Annotated in this window: 14 protein-coding genes and 1 pseudogene; 11 read left to right on the top strand and 4 right to left on the bottom strand. The window is 33.6% G+C overall.

Annotated elements, in window-relative coordinates; genetic code table 11:
• Window positions 1-808: 808 nt before the first annotated feature.
• The 3 genes from trpX to OZJ21_RS01090 are packed head-to-tail and all read left to right on the top strand — an operon-like array spanning window position 809 to window position 3,455.
• Window positions 809-1,801 (top strand): tryptophan ABC transporter substrate-binding protein, encoded by a 993-nt coding sequence (gene trpX / locus OZJ21_RS01080; RefSeq protein ID WP_003700783.1) that lies wholly within the window; start codon window positions 809-811, stop codon window positions 1,799-1,801.
• Complete coding sequence (locus tag OZJ21_RS01085; RefSeq protein WP_268857298.1) at window positions 1,798-2,694, top strand: ABC transporter permease; 897 nt, start codon at window positions 1,798-1,800, stop codon at window positions 2,692-2,694. Before trpX ends, OZJ21_RS01085 begins: the two co-directional genes overlap by 4 nt.
• A complete protein-coding gene (locus OZJ21_RS01090) occupies window positions 2,691-3,455 on the top strand; it encodes an ABC transporter ATP-binding protein (RefSeq protein ID WP_268857299.1) in 765 nt (254 codons plus the stop codon). The genes OZJ21_RS01085 and OZJ21_RS01090 overlap by 4 nt, the downstream gene beginning before the upstream one ends.
• Window positions 3,456-3,495: 40 nt before the next feature.
• Here OZJ21_RS01090 and OZJ21_RS01095 read toward each other — a convergent pair whose 3' ends face one another.
• Both OZJ21_RS01095 and greA read right to left on the bottom strand, forming a co-directional pair.
• Window positions 3,496-4,125 (bottom strand): L,D-transpeptidase, encoded by a 630-nt coding sequence (locus tag OZJ21_RS01095; RefSeq protein ID WP_081533480.1) that lies wholly within the window; start codon window positions 4,123-4,125, stop codon window positions 3,496-3,498.
• A gap of 178 nt (window positions 4,126-4,303) precedes the next feature.
• The gene (gene greA / locus OZJ21_RS01100; RefSeq protein ID WP_003705013.1) at window positions 4,304-4,777 is read right to left on the bottom strand and encodes a transcription elongation factor GreA; all 474 of its coding nucleotides are present in this window, start codon (window positions 4,775-4,777) and stop codon (window positions 4,304-4,306) included.
• Window positions 4,778-5,216: 439 nt separating this feature from the next.
• Between greA and mnmE the strand changes: the two genes are divergently transcribed.
• Window positions 5,217-6,611, top strand: coding sequence for a tRNA uridine-5-carboxymethylaminomethyl(34) synthesis GTPase MnmE (gene mnmE / locus OZJ21_RS01105; RefSeq protein ID WP_003700790.1), 1,395 nt, complete (start codon window positions 5,217-5,219; stop codon window positions 6,609-6,611).
• Between the two features lie 23 nt (window positions 6,612-6,634).
• Complete coding sequence (gene mnmG, locus OZJ21_RS01110; RefSeq protein ID WP_268857300.1) at window positions 6,635-8,548, top strand: tRNA uridine-5-carboxymethylaminomethyl(34) synthesis enzyme MnmG; 1,914 nt, start codon at window positions 6,635-6,637, stop codon at window positions 8,546-8,548.
• 350 nt (window positions 8,549-8,898) lie between these two features.
• Here the strand turns inward: mnmG and OZJ21_RS01115 are convergent, their stop codons facing one another.
• The gene (locus OZJ21_RS01115; protein WP_003705011.1) at window positions 8,899-9,570 is read right to left on the bottom strand and encodes a histidine phosphatase family protein; all 672 of its coding nucleotides are present in this window, start codon (window positions 9,568-9,570) and stop codon (window positions 8,899-8,901) included.
• Between the two features lie 55 nt (window positions 9,571-9,625).
• Complete coding sequence (locus OZJ21_RS01120; RefSeq protein ID WP_268857301.1) at window positions 9,626-10,489, bottom strand: CPBP family intramembrane glutamic endopeptidase; 864 nt, start codon at window positions 10,487-10,489, stop codon at window positions 9,626-9,628.
• A 135-nt stretch (window positions 10,490-10,624) separates the two neighbouring features.
• On the opposite strand from OZJ21_RS01120, the pseudogene OZJ21_RS01125 reads away from it, so the two are divergent.
• The 6 genes and pseudogenes from OZJ21_RS01125 to OZJ21_RS01150 all read left to right on the top strand — a co-directional run.
• Window positions 10,625-11,086, top strand: a pseudogene (locus OZJ21_RS01125) (flavodoxin); the annotation flags it as partial.
• 92 nt (window positions 11,087-11,178) lie between these two features.
• Window positions 11,179-11,496 carry a carboxymuconolactone decarboxylase family protein gene (locus OZJ21_RS01130; RefSeq protein ID WP_034982273.1) on the top strand — a complete coding sequence of 106 codons (318 nt, stop codon included), beginning with the start codon at window positions 11,179-11,181 and terminating at the stop codon, window positions 11,494-11,496.
• A 442-nt stretch (window positions 11,497-11,938) separates the two neighbouring features.
• Window positions 11,939-13,063, top strand: a complete 1,125-nt coding sequence (locus OZJ21_RS01135) for a 5-methyltetrahydropteroyltriglutamate--homocysteine S-methyltransferase (protein WP_160993784.1) — start codon at window positions 11,939-11,941, stop codon at window positions 13,061-13,063.
• Between the two features lie 51 nt (window positions 13,064-13,114).
• Complete coding sequence (locus OZJ21_RS01140) at window positions 13,115-13,957, top strand: MetQ/NlpA family ABC transporter substrate-binding protein (RefSeq protein WP_268857302.1); 843 nt, start codon at window positions 13,115-13,117, stop codon at window positions 13,955-13,957.
• Window positions 13,958-13,978: 21 nt separating this feature from the next.
• Window positions 13,979-15,040 carry a methionine ABC transporter ATP-binding protein gene (locus OZJ21_RS01145; protein WP_268857303.1) on the top strand — a complete coding sequence of 354 codons (1,062 nt, stop codon included), beginning with the start codon at window positions 13,979-13,981 and terminating at the stop codon, window positions 15,038-15,040.
• Window positions 15,033-15,734 (top strand): methionine ABC transporter permease, encoded by a 702-nt coding sequence (locus tag OZJ21_RS01150; RefSeq protein ID WP_003700804.1) that lies wholly within the window; start codon window positions 15,033-15,035, stop codon window positions 15,732-15,734. Before OZJ21_RS01145 ends, OZJ21_RS01150 begins: the two co-directional genes overlap by 8 nt.
• Window positions 15,735-15,775: the final 41 nt, after the last annotated feature.

A 15,775-nucleotide genomic window follows, 5' to 3' on the forward strand; every position in this document is an offset into this window, starting at 1 on the left:
AAATAAGCAGTATTGGTATTTTCACCAGTACTGCTTTTTAAATTCTAATTAAAAACACAACAAAACAACCCTTAGCTTCTTCATTTAACTTTAATATCACTTGGAATCTAATGTTCCCTGTCTTCAATGAAGCTAAGAGTTGTTAATCTTATAATAAGGAGTTCTACTCAATTGTTCCCACACCTTTAAAAATATTTTCTATCTGTTGGTTCATAACCTAACAAGATCTCCTAATTAATCCAATTAGTAACGCAATTCAAAATCAAGATTTTCTGACATATTAAAATGTCTAAACTCAAGTTGTTGGTTCTATCACCCTCTAAGGACTTATTGCAACAACGACTATTCAGTTGTATGATTCGTACTAATTGTGGGAATCCTTTGACTCCTTACACTTATTTTATAACATATATTTCTCTTTATTGCAAGCGTTTTCCTTGGTTAAATAAAATTAACTTATTTTTAAGAAATATATTGACAATAATATAAAGTCTTTTGTATAATCAATTACAACAAATGACGGAAAGGAAGAAGTATTATGAATAACTCTAAGATTAATGAATTGAATATTCGTTGGCAAAGCCAGTATTAGGGTTGTTTCTGTGAGTGCAGATACGACCTTGTCAGATTGTCGTATCTGTGCTGGCTATATATTATATTTCTTCAATTGCCCGCACGGATTAAGTACTTCGTGCGGGTTTTGTTTTTTTAGGCATCTCCTGCAAAATGTGGGAGGTGCCTTTTTTGTTGGTACGACAATTTGAACAAATAATTGAAGATAAATTTCAAAGAAAGGATTTTAAGAAAAATGAAAAGATTAATAGCAACAATTATTGCATTAGCAGTATTTTTAGGAGTAGCTTTTAACGTAGAAAAAAAGCAAGAAGAAAGCAAAAATAAAATGCCTACAGTCGCTATTTTACAAACATTAAGTCATCCAGCTTTAGATCAAATCCATCAAGGAATAGTGGATGGATTGAAAGAAGAAGGTTTTGTAAATGGTAAGACTATGAAGATTGATTACCAAAATGCTCAAGGTGATCAAAGTAACTTAAAGACAATGAGTGATAGATTTGTACAGGAAAAAGCATCAGTACTTATTGGAATTGCTACACCTGCAGTTCAATCACTAGCAAATGAAAACAGTAAGATTCCTATTACAATGGGAGCTGTAAGTGATCCAGTTGGAACTGGTTTGGTAAAAACTTTAGAAAAGCCAGGTGGTACAGTTTCTGGGGTAATGCACAAGGAACCTGTCGCTGCTCAAGTGAAGTTGATTAGAGAATTCATGCCAGACTTGAAAAACATTGGAGTAATTTACACATCCAGCGATGATTCATCAACTGCCGAATATAAGGAATTTAAGAAGTTAGCTGAAAAAGCAGGAATTACAGTTAAAACTTATACAATAACTTCTACTAATGATATTGATCAAGTATCTGCAACTATGGCAAGTGAAGTACAAGCTGTTTATGTACCTTCTGATAATACCGTTGCTTCTGGCTTCTCTACTTTAGTAAAGAATACTAATGCGAAGAATATTCCAATTTTCCCAGGTGTTGACTCAATGATTAAAGGTGGCGGTGTAGCAACTGTTAGTGTTAGTCAATATGAATTAGGAAAATTAACAGGTAAGATGGCAGCTCAAGAACTTAGAGGTAAGAATCCAGCAACAATGCCAGTCGAAACAGTGAAAAAAGGTTCTACAGTTATTAATCAAAAACAAGCAGATAAGCTTGGTTTGAAAGTACCAGCAAGTGCTATAAAGCAAGCAAATGAGAAAGGGGAAATTATAAAATGAGTTTAGTAACATCAGCAATAGGTCAAGGCTTATTATGGGGAATATTAGCGTTAGGTTTATTCTTAACATTTAGAATTTTAAATTTCCCTGATATGACAGTTGAAGGGACATTCCCATTTGGTGCAGCTGTATGTGTATCAGCTTTGGTTCATGGAGTTAATCCAATTGTCGCAACTGCATTATCTTTTGGCGCAGGATTATTAACAGGATTAATGACAGGTTTACTTTATACAAAAGGTAGAATTCCTATTTTACTAGCAGGTATTTTAGTAATGACAGGTATTTACTCTATTAACTTACGCATACTTGGAAGAGCCAATGTTGGTTTGATGCATCAAAAGACATTATTCTCACCAGAATTTTTAAAGAATTTACCAGACGGTTTTGATAGTGTCTGTATGGGAATTATTTTTACAATAGTTATCGTAATTTTATTGGCAGTTTTTCTAAATACTGATATTGGACAAGCATTTATCGCTACTGGTGATAATGAAAAAATGGCACGTTCATTAGGAATCCATACTGACAATACAAAAATATTAGGGCTCATGATTTCTAACGGTTTAATTGGTTTAGCAGGTGGATTGATTTCACAAAATAACGGTTATGCTGATGTAAACATGGGTGTGGGAACAATCGTTATTGGTTTAGCTGCTATTATTATTGGTGAAGTAGCATATGGAGAATTGAGTTTGACTGCACGTTTGGTGGCCGTAGTAGTCGGAAGTATTTTATATCGTTTCGTGCTATTAATTGTCTTGAAACTAGGCTTCAGCACTAATGACTACAAATTACTTTCAGCAATAATTTTGGCATTCTGCTTAATGCTACCACTATTACAAAAGAAATTTCACGTTAATAAAGTTTTGAAGAAAGGGGTTGAACGTCCATGAGCCAAGTAGCGCTAGAATTAAAGAACATTAATACTACTGTGAATATTGGAACACCTGAAGAAAAAAGAATTTTAAAGGATTTGAACTTAACTTTAGAGAAAGGTGATTTCGTAACATTACTAGGAACAAATGGTGCTGGTAAGTCAACTTTATTGAATGTAATCAATGGATCATTGAATACTACTTCTGGTCAAGTAGTTCTAAATAATCATGATTTGACTAAGTTATCAGAAGTTAAACGCGCTAAATATATCGCTCAGGTATTTCAAGATCCTAAGATGGGAACAGCTCCAAGAATGACAGTTGCTGAAAATTTATTATTAGCTACTAAACGTGGCCAAAAAAGAGGGTTAAAGCTTAGAGGTCTGAAGAAATATCTAGCAGAATTTAAAGAAGAAACGGCTCAATTACCAAATGGTTTATCAGATAGATTAAATACATTTGCTGGTAGCCTTTCTGGTGGTCAAAGACAGACACTAAGTTTCTTAATGGCAACAATTCAAAAGCCAGAATTGTTATTATTGGATGAACATACTGCAGCTTTAGATCCTAATACGAGTCACCAATTGTTAGAATTAACAAATGAAGTTGTAGAAAAAGAAAATTTAACATGCATCATGATTACTCACCAAATGAAAGATGCACTAAAGTATGGTAATCGAACTGTAATTTTAAATGATGGTAAGGTTGTGCTAGATGCTAAGGGTGCAGAAAGAGAAAAGTTGACTGAAGAAGATGTATTAAAATATTTCGCAAACTAAGCAAAAAAAGCTACTGGTTTTTTAAACCGGTAGCTTTTTATTATTCAACAACAACTTTTGTTCCTGTTTTAATATTTTCATAAAACCATTTAGCATCTGCGACAGACAAACGTACACAACCATGAGAATTACTTGATTTCCCCAATTGTTCAGCTTCGGAAACGACATAATTACCGTTAGCATCAACTGGAACTGTATGGAAAAGATAAATTCCGTGATCTTTAAAAGATACCCAATAGTTTGCACCTTCACCAGACTGAGCATTGTAGAAATGATCGCCACGCTCAGCTTGAATTTCGAAAGTTCCCTTAGGTGTTTCTTGACCCTTGGAGCCAGTAGAACATAACATGGTATATAAAACTTTATTACCATTCATAAGGTAGACGCGATGCTTGCTAGTTGAAACTTTGACCCACATATTGGGATAGGCATTAACATCTGGATATGGTTTTTTCTCAGATGGACTTTGCCAATCTACTTTAGATGCTTGGTGAGTAACAACAGTTTCAACACTGGAACTACTCGAATTAACATTTTGACTAGCTGTATTTTTAGCATAATTAAAAAGTAACTTGTAACCACCAACGGCAATTACGACAAGTATCAGTAGAAATTTGAAAAAATTCTGTTGATATTTTCTTTTGCTAAATTTTTCAGATCTAGAAGGCAAAACTAGCACCCCTTTCTCTCTATACTAATTTAACGTATAGCAGATTAATAGTCAAAAATAAGCAGATAAAGTTGACAAAACTTAATAATTTTGTAAGAGTATTGTATTTTCAAAAAATACATGTTATACTGTAGTTTCTATATTATACGGTTTAGCTAGGAAAAGGTCCTAGCTTTTTTCATATCGAAATAGAGATGATTTTGACAGTGTAAGAGCCAGCTGGAGCAATAACAGTAGCTGTGTGACCAACTTTTTTGTGCATAATAGCCTTACCTATAGGGGAAACAAAAGAAATTTTGTTATCATCAACATTAACTTCTTGCTTTCCAACGATCTGATATGTTTCTAGGTCGTTTTCATCATCATCGAATTGGATAGTTACAGTGGTTCCAATATCTACACTATCAGCATTTTTAGGAGTTATGATTTCTGCATATTGAAGTTGTTTATTTAAGTAGCGTAATCGACTTTCTAAATGACGTAAGTCACGTTTAGCGGCACTATATTCAGCATTCTCTGATAAATCGCCTAAAGCTCTAGCTTCTTGAAGTTGTTTGATTTTAGCCGGACGATCGAGTTTTAATTGTTCAATTTCATTTTCGATTTGTTTATAACCGTTTGGTGTCATTTTTTGGAAATATATTTTGGGCATATTGTCACCTCTTTGTAAGTTATAGAGATAATTATAATAAGAAAAATTTCAAATTCCAATAGTAAATAATTGACACAAGGAAGTAGTCATTGTATAGTGGTTACTTATAAAATGTTAGTAAGAGAGAAGTGAGTGAAATAATTACTGCAGATATTTTAGGATTAACAGCTTTAATTGGTATTTTATTATTAGTTCAAAGTAGTTTAACAAAACGTAAAAAGTAAAGATATTAATAATCTATATATGTTGGGCAATAGATAGTCAATATTGACATTTTTTATACAAGAATATATATTATAAGTAATCATTCTTATCTGAACTTAGATGAAGTAGTCAAAGTGCTTTGTCCACGTTCCCTATTTTAATTTATGGGGCGTGGTGTAGGCACTTTTTTATTTGTTTAAATTTATGTATTGTAAAGAAGTAAGGAGGTAAGGGCATGGCTACAATGGTACCAACAGAATTTGATACAATCGCTGCAATTTCAACTCCACCTGGAGAAGGGGCGATTTCAATTGTTCGTTTAAGTGGGGAAGACGCTGTTAAGATTGCAAATAAGGTGTTTAAAGGAAAAAATTTAGAAAAAGTTCCAACACATACCATTAATTACGGACATATTGTTAATCCTAAAACTAATGAAGAACTTGATGAAGTAATGGTGTCAGTAATGTTAGCACCTAGAACATTTACTCGTGAAGATGTTATTGAAATAAATTGTCACGGAGGGATTGTTCCAACTAACCAAATTCTACAATTACTATTATCAAATGGAGCAAGATTAGCAGAACCTGGTGAATTCACAAAGCGTGCTTTCTTACATGGAAGAATTGACTTAACTCAAGCAGAATCTGTAATGGACTTAATCAGAGCTAAGACTGATCGTTCAATGAAAGTGGCTTTAAATCAATTAGATGGTAATTTATCACATTTAATTAGAAACTTACGTCAAGATATCTTAGATGTTTTGGCTCAAGTTGAAGTTAATATTGACTATCCAGAATACGACGATGTGGAAACACTAACCACTAAGATGTTACGTGAAAAAGCAATTGAAGTTAAGAAGAGTATTCAACAATTGTTAACAACTGCTAAGCAAGGAAAAGTTTTACGTGAAGGCTTGGCAACTGCAATTGTAGGGCGACCAAATGTTGGGAAATCTAGTCTATTGAATCATTTACTTCATGAAGACAAAGCAATCGTAACAGATATTGCTGGAACAACACGTGATGTAATCGAGGAATATGTTAATGTAAGAGGTGTTCCTTTGAAATTGATTGATACAGCTGGAATCCGAGAAACTGAAGATAAAGTTGAAAGGATAGGGGTTGAACGTTCCAGAAAGGCAATCGAACAAGCTGATTTAGTTATGTTAGTTTTAAATGCTAGTGAAGAGTTAACTGATGAAGATAAAGAATTAATTCAGGCTACGAGTGGTAAAAAGAGAATTGTTATCTTAAATAAGACAGATTTACCACAAAAGCTTAATATGGATGAAGTGCGTGAATTAGTGCCAGAAGATGAACTTATTACGACATCTGTTTTAAAGAAAACAGGGGTAGATAAGTTAGAAGAAAAGATTGCAGAACTGTTCTTCGGTGGAATAGAGAATTCACAATCTACAATTATGGTAACCAATGCTCGTCATATCGCTTTATTAAATCAAGCAGAAGATTCTTTAGATGCAGTTTTACAAGGATTAGATTCAGGAATGCCAGTTGACTTATGCCAAATTGACATGACAAATGCCTGGGATGAACTAGGCGAAATTACGGGCGATTCTTACCAAGATGAATTATTAACACAGTTGTTTAGTCAGTTCTGTCTAGGAAAATAAGAAAAAGAACAAAGAGGGAAATCATGGAATTCGGAAAAAGATATAAAGCTAAAGACTATGATGTAATTGTTGTTGGGGCAGGACATGCCGGATGTGAGGCAGCCTTAGCTTCAGCTAGAATGGGTAATGAAACTTTATTAATTACGATTAACCTTGAAATGGTTGCATTTATGCCATGTAATCCATCTATTGGTGGACCAGCTAAAGGTATTGTAGTTAGAGAAATTGATGCCATGGGTGGCGAAATGGGACGTAATATTGATAAGACTTACGTTCAAATGAGAATGTTGAATACAGGTAAGGGGCCTGCTGTACGTGCTTTAAGAGCCCAAGCTGACAAGCGTCAATATTCTATTGAAATGAAACATACAATTGAACAAACACCACATTTAACTTTGCGTCAAGGAATTGTTGATGACTTGATTATTGAAGATGGTGAAGTTAAAGGTGTAGTAACCAATACTGGTGCTTGCTATGGTGCGAAATCAGTAGTTTTAACAACTGGTACAGCTGCTCGTGGAAAGATTATCATTGGTGAATTAATGTATTCTTCTGGTCCAAACAATACTCAGCCAGCTTTAGAACTATCTAAGAACTTAGCTAAATTAGGATTTGAATTGAAGAGATTTAAGACAGGTACTCCACCTCGTGTCGATGGAAATACTATTGATTACGACAAGACTGAAGAACAACCAGGTGACGTGGAACCTAACCACTTTAGTTATGAATCTAAGGATGAAGATTACTTAAAAGTTAAGGATCAATTATCATGTTGGTTAACATATACTAACGAATATACACATAAAATTATTCAAGATAATTTAGACAGAGCACCAATGTTTACTGGCGTTATTGAAGGGGTTGGACCTCGTTACTGTCCATCAATCGAAGACAAGATTGTACGTTTTTCTGACAAACCTCGTCATCAATTGTTCTTGGAACCTGAAGGACGTAATACCGATGAATACTATGTTCAAGGTTTATCAACATCTTTACCAGAAGAAGTTCAACAAGAAATGGTACATTCTATTGATGGCTTAGAACATGCTGAAATGATGCGTCCAGGTTATGCAATTGAATATGATGTTGTTTCACCATATCAACTAAGACCAACATTGGAAACTAAGTTGATCAAGGGACTATACACAGCTGGACAAACTAACGGTACTTCTGGTTATGAAGAAGCTGCAGGTCAAGGCTTTATTGCTGGTGTAAATGCTGGTCGTCGTGCTAAGGGACTAGAAGAAATCACTTTGAAACGTAGCGATGCTTACATCGGTGTTATGATTGATGATTTGGTAACAAAAGGAACAAACGAACCTTATCGTCTTCTAACTTCACGTGCAGAATATCGTTTAATTTTGCGTCATGATAATGCAGATTTACGTTTAACAGAATTAGGTCATGAAATTGGTTTGATTTCGGATGAACGCTATGCTGCTTTTGAAGAAAAGAAAGCACAAATTGAAGCTGAAAAGCAAAGACTATCAAAGATTAGAATTAAGCCAAATGCTGAAGTTAATGCCTTTGTGGAAGCTCATGGTGATCGTGAATTAAAAGATGGTGTGCTAGCAACTGAATTCTTAAGAAGACCTTATGTAACTTATCAAGATCTATTGAAATTCATCCCAGCACCTGCTGAACCATTAGATAGACGTGTAATTGAACAAATTGAAATACAATTCAAGTACGAAGGATATATCAAGAAAGAATATGCTAAAGTTGAAAAACTAAAGCGTATGGAAGCTAAGAAAATTCCAGCAAGAATTAATTACTCTCGTATTGAAGGAATTGCTACTGAAGCTCAACAAAAATTAGCTAAGATTCAACCTGAAACATTAGCACAAGCTGGACGTATCTCAGGGGTAAATCCAGCTGACTTGTCCATTTTAGCTGTTTATATTGAACAAGGAAAGATTGCTAGAGTCGACGATTAGCATAAATTTACTTTTTCTTATACATTTTGAAAAAATTTGTCGAGAAAATTCATATTTTCTTCATAATTAAAAGGTATTATATAAACATAAGCTAATGATAAATTAACCCCATTTATTATTAGACTTTTTCATTTTTTCTCATACCTTATAGTTTTCTCCCCCAATTAAATAAAACTATAAGGTGATATAACATATAACTCCTTTTTCTCCATGGTTTTTCTGTTGTTGACCATGGAGTTTTTTTATATATAAGAATTTATTTTTTATTGAAAATGAGCTAGATAAATTTACCTAAAAATAACAAAAAAGTTCTATACCAATACGTCGGTATAAAACTTTTTTTATTGATATTAGTAAGTTTCGTTATCTAAATAATGATTGTAATACTCAACCTTAATATCATCTTTTGAAACAATTAATTTAGTAACTGAACCATTTCTAGGTCCAAGTTCAGCTGCTCCCAATTCTGGGGCAAAACGATCTACAATACTTCTAATTGTAATACTGTGACTAACAAGAAGAATGTTTTCACCATCTTGGCGATGACGACGAAGATGATCAAAGCCAGCATTGATTCTAGCCCAGTATTGTTCATCTGTTTCTGCATCTTTGAATGGGTCAATTTCATTTAAAAAGTCGCGAGTTTTACCTAAACTATAGTTTGCAATAAGTTCGTTATATGAACGATAGCCACCATGTTGAGCACCTAACATTGTCCAAACTTGTGAAGAGTCATTGCCTTCAAAATAACCAAAGCTTTGTTCACGGAAATTGCGAATTTCTTTAGGTGTAATATCATTGGATGCAATGTTTTCTTCAAGAATATAACGACATGTTCTCATAGCACGAGTTGTATCTGAATGATATGCATGATCAAAATTGATATGAGCTAGATGACGTCCAGCACTATGAGCATCTTCCATTCCCTTAGGAGTTAGTGGGGAATCGCACCAACCTTGGAGACGGTTATACTTATTTAAAAATGTTTGTCCATGACGAACCATGTAAATTGTAAATGCCATTGAATACAAAACCTTTCTCTAAATTTAATCTATTATAAATTTTAACATAGAAAAACTAGTTTAGGTCCAATTTATTATCTGAATATTTTTGACCTAGGTAAACAGTTAAAAATGACAATAAGATTAATACGATGATGCAAGTAAGACTAGCTTCAATACCGAAAGCACCACCATTTAACCAAAGATGGTGAGGTACAGAAGTAGACTTAAATAATAGTTCTGTCCCACTAATTCCAGAAACTGGAGTACCAAAGAATGGGCCTTCAGCAAAATTCCAAGCACCATGGAGAGCACCACATAGCCAAAGATCACCTGTATAAAAACGAAGCAAGGCTGTTAGAATACCGAATGCAAGCAGACCGACGAACCCTTCGAACGAAACACCAGCATTTCCTAAGTGACCACTTGCAAAGAAGAGGGCACTAAGAGCAATTGCCCAAAATACACCTAATTTTTCAGTAATCCTTCCTTGAACATAACCACGACAAACAATTTCTTCGGTAGTTCCTTGGATGAGAAATCCAATAAGCATTAATACAAATAAAACAATATTTTTACTTGACCATACAATCTTAGTAGTAAAACCTCCACCAAAAACAGCAATGGCGAAAATTATAGCAAAAGCTAGAAAACCTATGAGGTATCCTATGCCAAATTTTTGAGCAATTTTATCTTTCTTAAATGGCATAACAATATCAAGTGCATCTAAATTATTTTTAGCACGATAATAAATAAAGAGATAGATAGGAACAATAATCTCACCTATTAAAGTGATAGTTAGAAATACAGGAGTATCAGTGGAAGTACCAGGATTTGATGTGGAACTGTATCCCATGACAAAACCTCCTGGAATACTTGCTAAACTCAAAAGTAAGAAAGCAAGTAATAATGTCTTAATGACAAATAATGTTTTTTTCATAAAAGCACCCTTTTCCTTTAAAGATATTACAAGTATACATTAATTATTAACTATAAACAAAATTTGATTAATAAAAAAGAATTGACTTGGAGTTAACTCAAAGGTGTATGTTAGTGATGAAGGGAAGGATGGCATATGACTAAAAGTTTAGTGATATATTTTTCAATGACAAATAATACTAAAAAAGTAGCAGAGATGATTGCCCAAGAACTAGGTGCTGATACATATCGCATTCAAGCTAAGCAACCATATACTTCTGAAGATTTGAATTGGCATAACAATAATAGTCGTGCTAATCGCGAACAAGAAGATAATAATAGTCGTCCGGAATTTGCAGGACAACTTCCAGATCTTACAAAATACGATAGAATCCTTATTGGACATCCTACGTGGTGGGGAATTCCTCCACGTATAATTAATACTGTAATTGAAAAGCTTGATTTGAGTGGAAAAGAAATCGCAACCTTTTCTACATCAGGTGGGTCGACTTATGACCAAGCACAGAAAGTAATGAATGAGTTAATCGGATCCGATATTAAGCCTGGCCGTGTTTTGAGTTCTAAAAAAGATGTTGAAAATTGGTTACGAGATATTAATTTTAATCATGTTGCAATTACTAAAGGTAACAGTGAATGGCTTGAACCTGTTAGCGATGAAGAATATAACAAATTAGGATAGGGGAAAATAAAATGGTTGAAAAACAAACTGCTGGACGCGATAATTTAGGAGATTTTGCACCTAAATTTGCGGAATTAAATGATGATGTATTATTTGGACAAGTGTGGTCACGTGAAGATAAGTTAAGTCCAAGGGATAGAAGTTTCTTAACAGTAACTGCTTTAATTTCTCAAGGTGCTTTTGAACAATTAAAATATCATATGAATAAAGCAAAAGAAAATGGCATCACAAAAGAAGAAATTTCTGAAATTATAACTCAATTAGCATTTTATGTAGGTTGGCCTAAAGCTTGGTCAGCATTTGGAATTGCTAAGGAAATTTGGAAGTAAAAGACTAAATGATTTAGAAAAATATCACTATATCAAAAATATATAGTGGTATTTTTTTATTAATTTCAAATTTAGTGTTGACATTATATCCTGTATCACATATTATTATGACATAATAATTAGAAATAGCTAAGAAAAGATGAGTAATTAATGTGAGTATCACTAAAGAGAGTCGTGAATGGTGAGATGCGATGTGTTGAAAGCTTAATGAAGATGGTCTTGGAGCTAGATTATCTGTGAGCCATGGCAAGCAGATAACAGGGGTCGCCTGTTATAGCGAACGAGTATAGCTTGTACAGTGTACTTAGTGAGGATATTACTGTGAGGTAGTATCGAATAATGGGTGGTAACACGTGAATTAGATGATAACACGTCCCTAGAATGACAAAAGTTGTTCTAGGGGCGTTTTTTTATGCCAAAAAAGAAGATAGGAGAGATTTTTATGACAAAAGATGTATTACATTACGATACTGTAGGAAGTTTTTTAAGACCAGAAAAATTAAAGCAAGCTCGACAAGAATTTTTAGAAAATAAAATTTCAAGAGAAAAATTAAAACTTGTTGAGAACGAGGCAATTGCTGATTTAGTTGAGAAGGAAAAGCAACTTGGATTAAAAGTAGTAACTGATGGTGAGTTTAGAAGAAGTTATTGGCATCTAGATACTTTTTGGGGATTTGGTGGGATTGAACATACCATTCCAGAACATGGATACTTTTTCCATGGTGAAGAAACAAGAGCAGATTCAGCAACAGTTTCAGGAAAAATTCATTATGTAGAAAATCATCCTGATGTACAAGCATTTTCATATCTAAAAGAATTAATTAAGGATGATGATGACGTAACTGCACGTCAAAGTATCCCAGCTCCAGCGCAATTATACGTAGAACTTTTCAGAGATGAGCATAATAAGAAAATTACAAATGAGTTTTACCCAGATCACAAAAAATTAGTGGCAGACATCTCTAAAGCTTATCGTGAGTTAATTCTTGATTTGTATAACCATGGTTGTCGTGATATTAAACTCGATGATTGTACTTGGGGAGTTATCGTTGATGACGATTTTTGGAATGTTTTCTCAGAAGACGGAAAGTATACAAGAGATGGTTTACAAGATTTATATCTTGAATTAAATAATGGTGCTTTAGTAGATCTGCCAGAAGATTTAAGAATAACGACACACATTTGTCGTGGAAACTATCATTCGACTTGGGCATCTAAGGGAGGTTATGAACCAGTTGCAGCACATGTTTTTGCTAAAGAAAATGTTGACGCATTTTATTTGGAGTTTGATGATGAACGATCTGGAGGCTTCGAGCCATTGAGATTTGTTCCAAAAGGTAAAGAGGTAGTCTTAGGAATTATTACAAGTAAGAAACCAGAATTAGAAGATAAAGAAGAATTGAAGCAAAGAATCAAAGAAGCTGCTAAGTATGTTGATTTAGAAAATCTAGCTTTAAGTACACAATGTGGATTTGCTTCAACAGAAGAAGGAAACAAGCTAACAGAAGAAGATCAAGAAGCGAAAATCAAGTTAGTAATAGAAACGGCTAAAGAAGTTTGGAAATAATCTAGAAATTTAAAGATTGCTAAGTATTTTACATATAAGGAGACGGATATTATGAGAAGAAAAGGTTTATTAGGATTTATTGCAGTAATTATTGTGATTGCAGTAGCAGCATTTTTCACTTTTGGTCATAAAAAGACTGAAGCTAAGAAAACAGTGACAGTAGGTGTAGTTGGACAAACTAATCAAGATGAAAAAATTTGGAATCAAGTAAAGAAAACAGCTAAAGAAAAATATGGAGTAACAGTTAAAATTAAAAACTTTACAGATTATAATCAGCCAAATAAAGCTCTACAAAATGGCGAAATAGATTTGAATAGTTTTCAACACAAAGCTTTCCTAAATGCGTGGAATAAAGCCAATAAAGGTACCTTAGTTCCAATTGGAAATACAGTTATTGCACCAATCAGATTATATTCCTACAAATACAAAAATATTAATGAGTTACCAAAGAATGCAACAATTGCTGTTCCTAACGATGCATCAAATGAAAGTAGAGCATTGTACGTATTAAAGAATGCGGGATTAATTAGTTTCAAGAAAGGAACTGGAAAATTAGCAACAATTGCTGACATTGAAAAAAATCCAAAGAATTTAACAATTAAAGAATTAGGTGCTGAACAAACAGCTCGTTCTCTAAATGACGTAGATGCCGCTGTAGTAAATAATACTTACGCTATTCTAGCAAAATTAGGTGATAAACAAACAATTTATACTGAACCATTAAATAAAGATTCAGAACAATGGATTAATGTCATCGTAGCTAATAAGAAAGACAAGGATAACGAAGCATATAAAGCAGTGGTTAAATCTTATCAAACAGATGCTGTAAAGAAATTAATCCACAAAGCTTATGGTAACAGTGAAGTTACAGCTTGGAATTTAAAACTAAAATAGAAGTAAAGGGGACTATGATGTATGACGGATATTATTACATTAGAAAATATAGATGTCACATTTAAACAAGGAAAGCAAATCGTTAATGCTGTTAAGAATGTCAATTTAAATGTTGAAAAGGGAGATGTTTTTGGAGTAGTAGGTTATTCAGGTGCTGGTAAATCCACATTAGTACGTACAATTAATCTACTTCAAAAGCCAACTTCAGGAACTGTAAAAGTGAATGGAACATTGTTATTTGCGGATAATAAGCAACAAATTAGTAACAAAGAACTTCAAAAGCAAAGACGAAGCATAGGAATGATATTTCAACATTTTAATCTTCTAAATGAAACAACAGTAGTAGATAACGTAGCTTTTGCCTTACGTCATAGTTCTTTATCCGATAAAGAAATTGAAGAAAAAGCTTTAAACTTATTGAAACTAGTAGGATTAGAAGATAAAGCAAAATTTTATCCGATTCAATTATCTGGTGGGGAACAGCAAAGAGTAGCAATTGCAAGAGCTTTGGCAAATGATCCCGAAATATTGATTTCTGATGAATCAACTTCTGCGTTAGATCCACGAACGACAAATCAGATTTTAGATCTTTTAAAAGAACTCAATGCAAAATTAGGTTTGACCATAGTTTTGATTACCCACGAAATGGATGCTGTAAAAAGAATAGCTAATAAAATAGCCATTATGGAACATGGAGTGATAATTGAAAAAGGGAAATTGCGCGATGTATATCTTCGTCCTAAAGAAGAATTAAGTCGACAATTTGTGGGAGGATCACTCGCAGCTATCGAAACTTTGAAGGCATTCAATTTGGGTAACCTATCACCTAATCAAAAATTATTTCAACTTGTCTTTTCTGCAGCAAATGTTACAAAGTCAATAATTCTTGAATTGTATAAAGAGTTAGGATTAGACGTGTCAATGTTGTACGGAAATATTGAAGTTTTAGAGAGTGAACCTGTAGGAACTATGTTTATTTTGGCTAAGGGAGAACCGGATAAACTCGATAAGGTTGCAGATTATTTGAAAAAAGAAAATGTTGAAGTAACAAGAATTGATGAACGGGGGATTTGGAATGACTAGTATTATTGAAAAATATTTACCCAATGTAGCAAACTTGGGCTGGACTGGTGATAGTGGTTGGTGGACTTCAATTATTCAAACACTTTATATGACTTTATGGCCTGCAATTTTTGGTGGGATTTTAGGATTGATTTTTGGAATTATCTTAGTAGTAACTAAGCCCAAAGGAATTTTAGAAAGCAAGCTCTGGTTTAGTATCTGTGATAAATTAGTTTCACTATTTAGAGCTGTTCCATTCATTATTTTACTAGCTGTTATTGCCCCAGTGACTAAACTAATTGTTGGTACACAAATTGGAACAACGGCAGCAATTGTTCCTTTATCACTGGGAGTTTTTCCATTCTATGCTCGACAAGTTCAAGTAGCATTAGAAAGTGTAAATAATGGTAAAGTTGAAGCAGCACAGGCCTTAGGAGCAACTAATACAGACATTATCCTAGATGTATACCTTCGAGAAGCGCGATCAGAACTCGTTAGAATTTCAACAGTAACTCTTATCAGTTTAGTTGGTTTAACAGCGATGGCTGGTGCGATTGGTGCTGGAGGTTTAGGTAATACGGCTATTTCTTATGGATATAATCGTTTCAATAACGACATAACTATTGTAGCGACATTATTAGTTCTATTGATAGTTATAGTAATCCAATTAGTAGGAGATTTTTTAGCAAACATATTAAATCATCAAAAGAGATAGTTTTCAAAATTAGATAAAATCTAAGAATCGAGGCTAAAATT

The organism is Ligilactobacillus sp. UO.C109 (assembly GCF_026847815.1).
Taxonomy (GTDB): Bacteria; Bacillota; Bacilli; order Lactobacillales; family Lactobacillaceae; genus Ligilactobacillus; species Ligilactobacillus salivarius.

Excerpts from the sequence above, each read along its gene's own strand:
- greA (WP_003705013.1), bottom strand. The coding sequence starts at position 4,777 with ATGCCCAAAATATATTTCCAAAAAATGACACCAAACGGTTATAAACAA.
- OZJ21_RS01135 (WP_160993784.1), top strand. The coding sequence starts at position 11,939 with ATGACAAAAGATGTATTACATTACGATACTGTAGGAAGTTTTTTAAGA.
- mnmE (WP_003700790.1), top strand. The coding sequence starts at position 5,217 with ATGGCTACAATGGTACCAACAGAATTTGATACAATCGCTGCAATTTCA.
- OZJ21_RS01140 (WP_268857302.1), top strand. The coding sequence starts at position 13,115 with ATGAGAAGAAAAGGTTTATTAGGATTTATTGCAGTAATTATTGTGATT.
- OZJ21_RS01150 (WP_003700804.1), top strand. The coding sequence starts at position 15,033 with ATGACTAGTATTATTGAAAAATATTTACCCAATGTAGCAAACTTGGGC.
- OZJ21_RS01120 (WP_268857301.1), bottom strand. The coding sequence starts at position 10,489 with ATGAAAAAAACATTATTTGTCATTAAGACATTATTACTTGCTTTCTTA.
- OZJ21_RS01115 (WP_003705011.1), bottom strand. The coding sequence starts at position 9,570 with ATGGCATTTACAATTTACATGGTTCGTCATGGACAAACATTTTTAAAT.
- OZJ21_RS01130 (WP_034982273.1), top strand. The coding sequence starts at position 11,179 with ATGGTTGAAAAACAAACTGCTGGACGCGATAATTTAGGAGATTTTGCA.
- OZJ21_RS01090 (WP_268857299.1), top strand. The coding sequence starts at position 2,691 with ATGAGCCAAGTAGCGCTAGAATTAAAGAACATTAATACTACTGTGAAT.
- OZJ21_RS01085 (WP_268857298.1), top strand. The coding sequence starts at position 1,798 with ATGAGTTTAGTAACATCAGCAATAGGTCAAGGCTTATTATGGGGAATA.
- trpX (WP_003700783.1), top strand. The coding sequence starts at position 809 with ATGAAAAGATTAATAGCAACAATTATTGCATTAGCAGTATTTTTAGGA.
- OZJ21_RS01145 (WP_268857303.1), top strand. The coding sequence starts at position 13,979 with ATGACGGATATTATTACATTAGAAAATATAGATGTCACATTTAAACAA.
- mnmG (WP_268857300.1), top strand. The coding sequence starts at position 6,635 with ATGGAATTCGGAAAAAGATATAAAGCTAAAGACTATGATGTAATTGTT.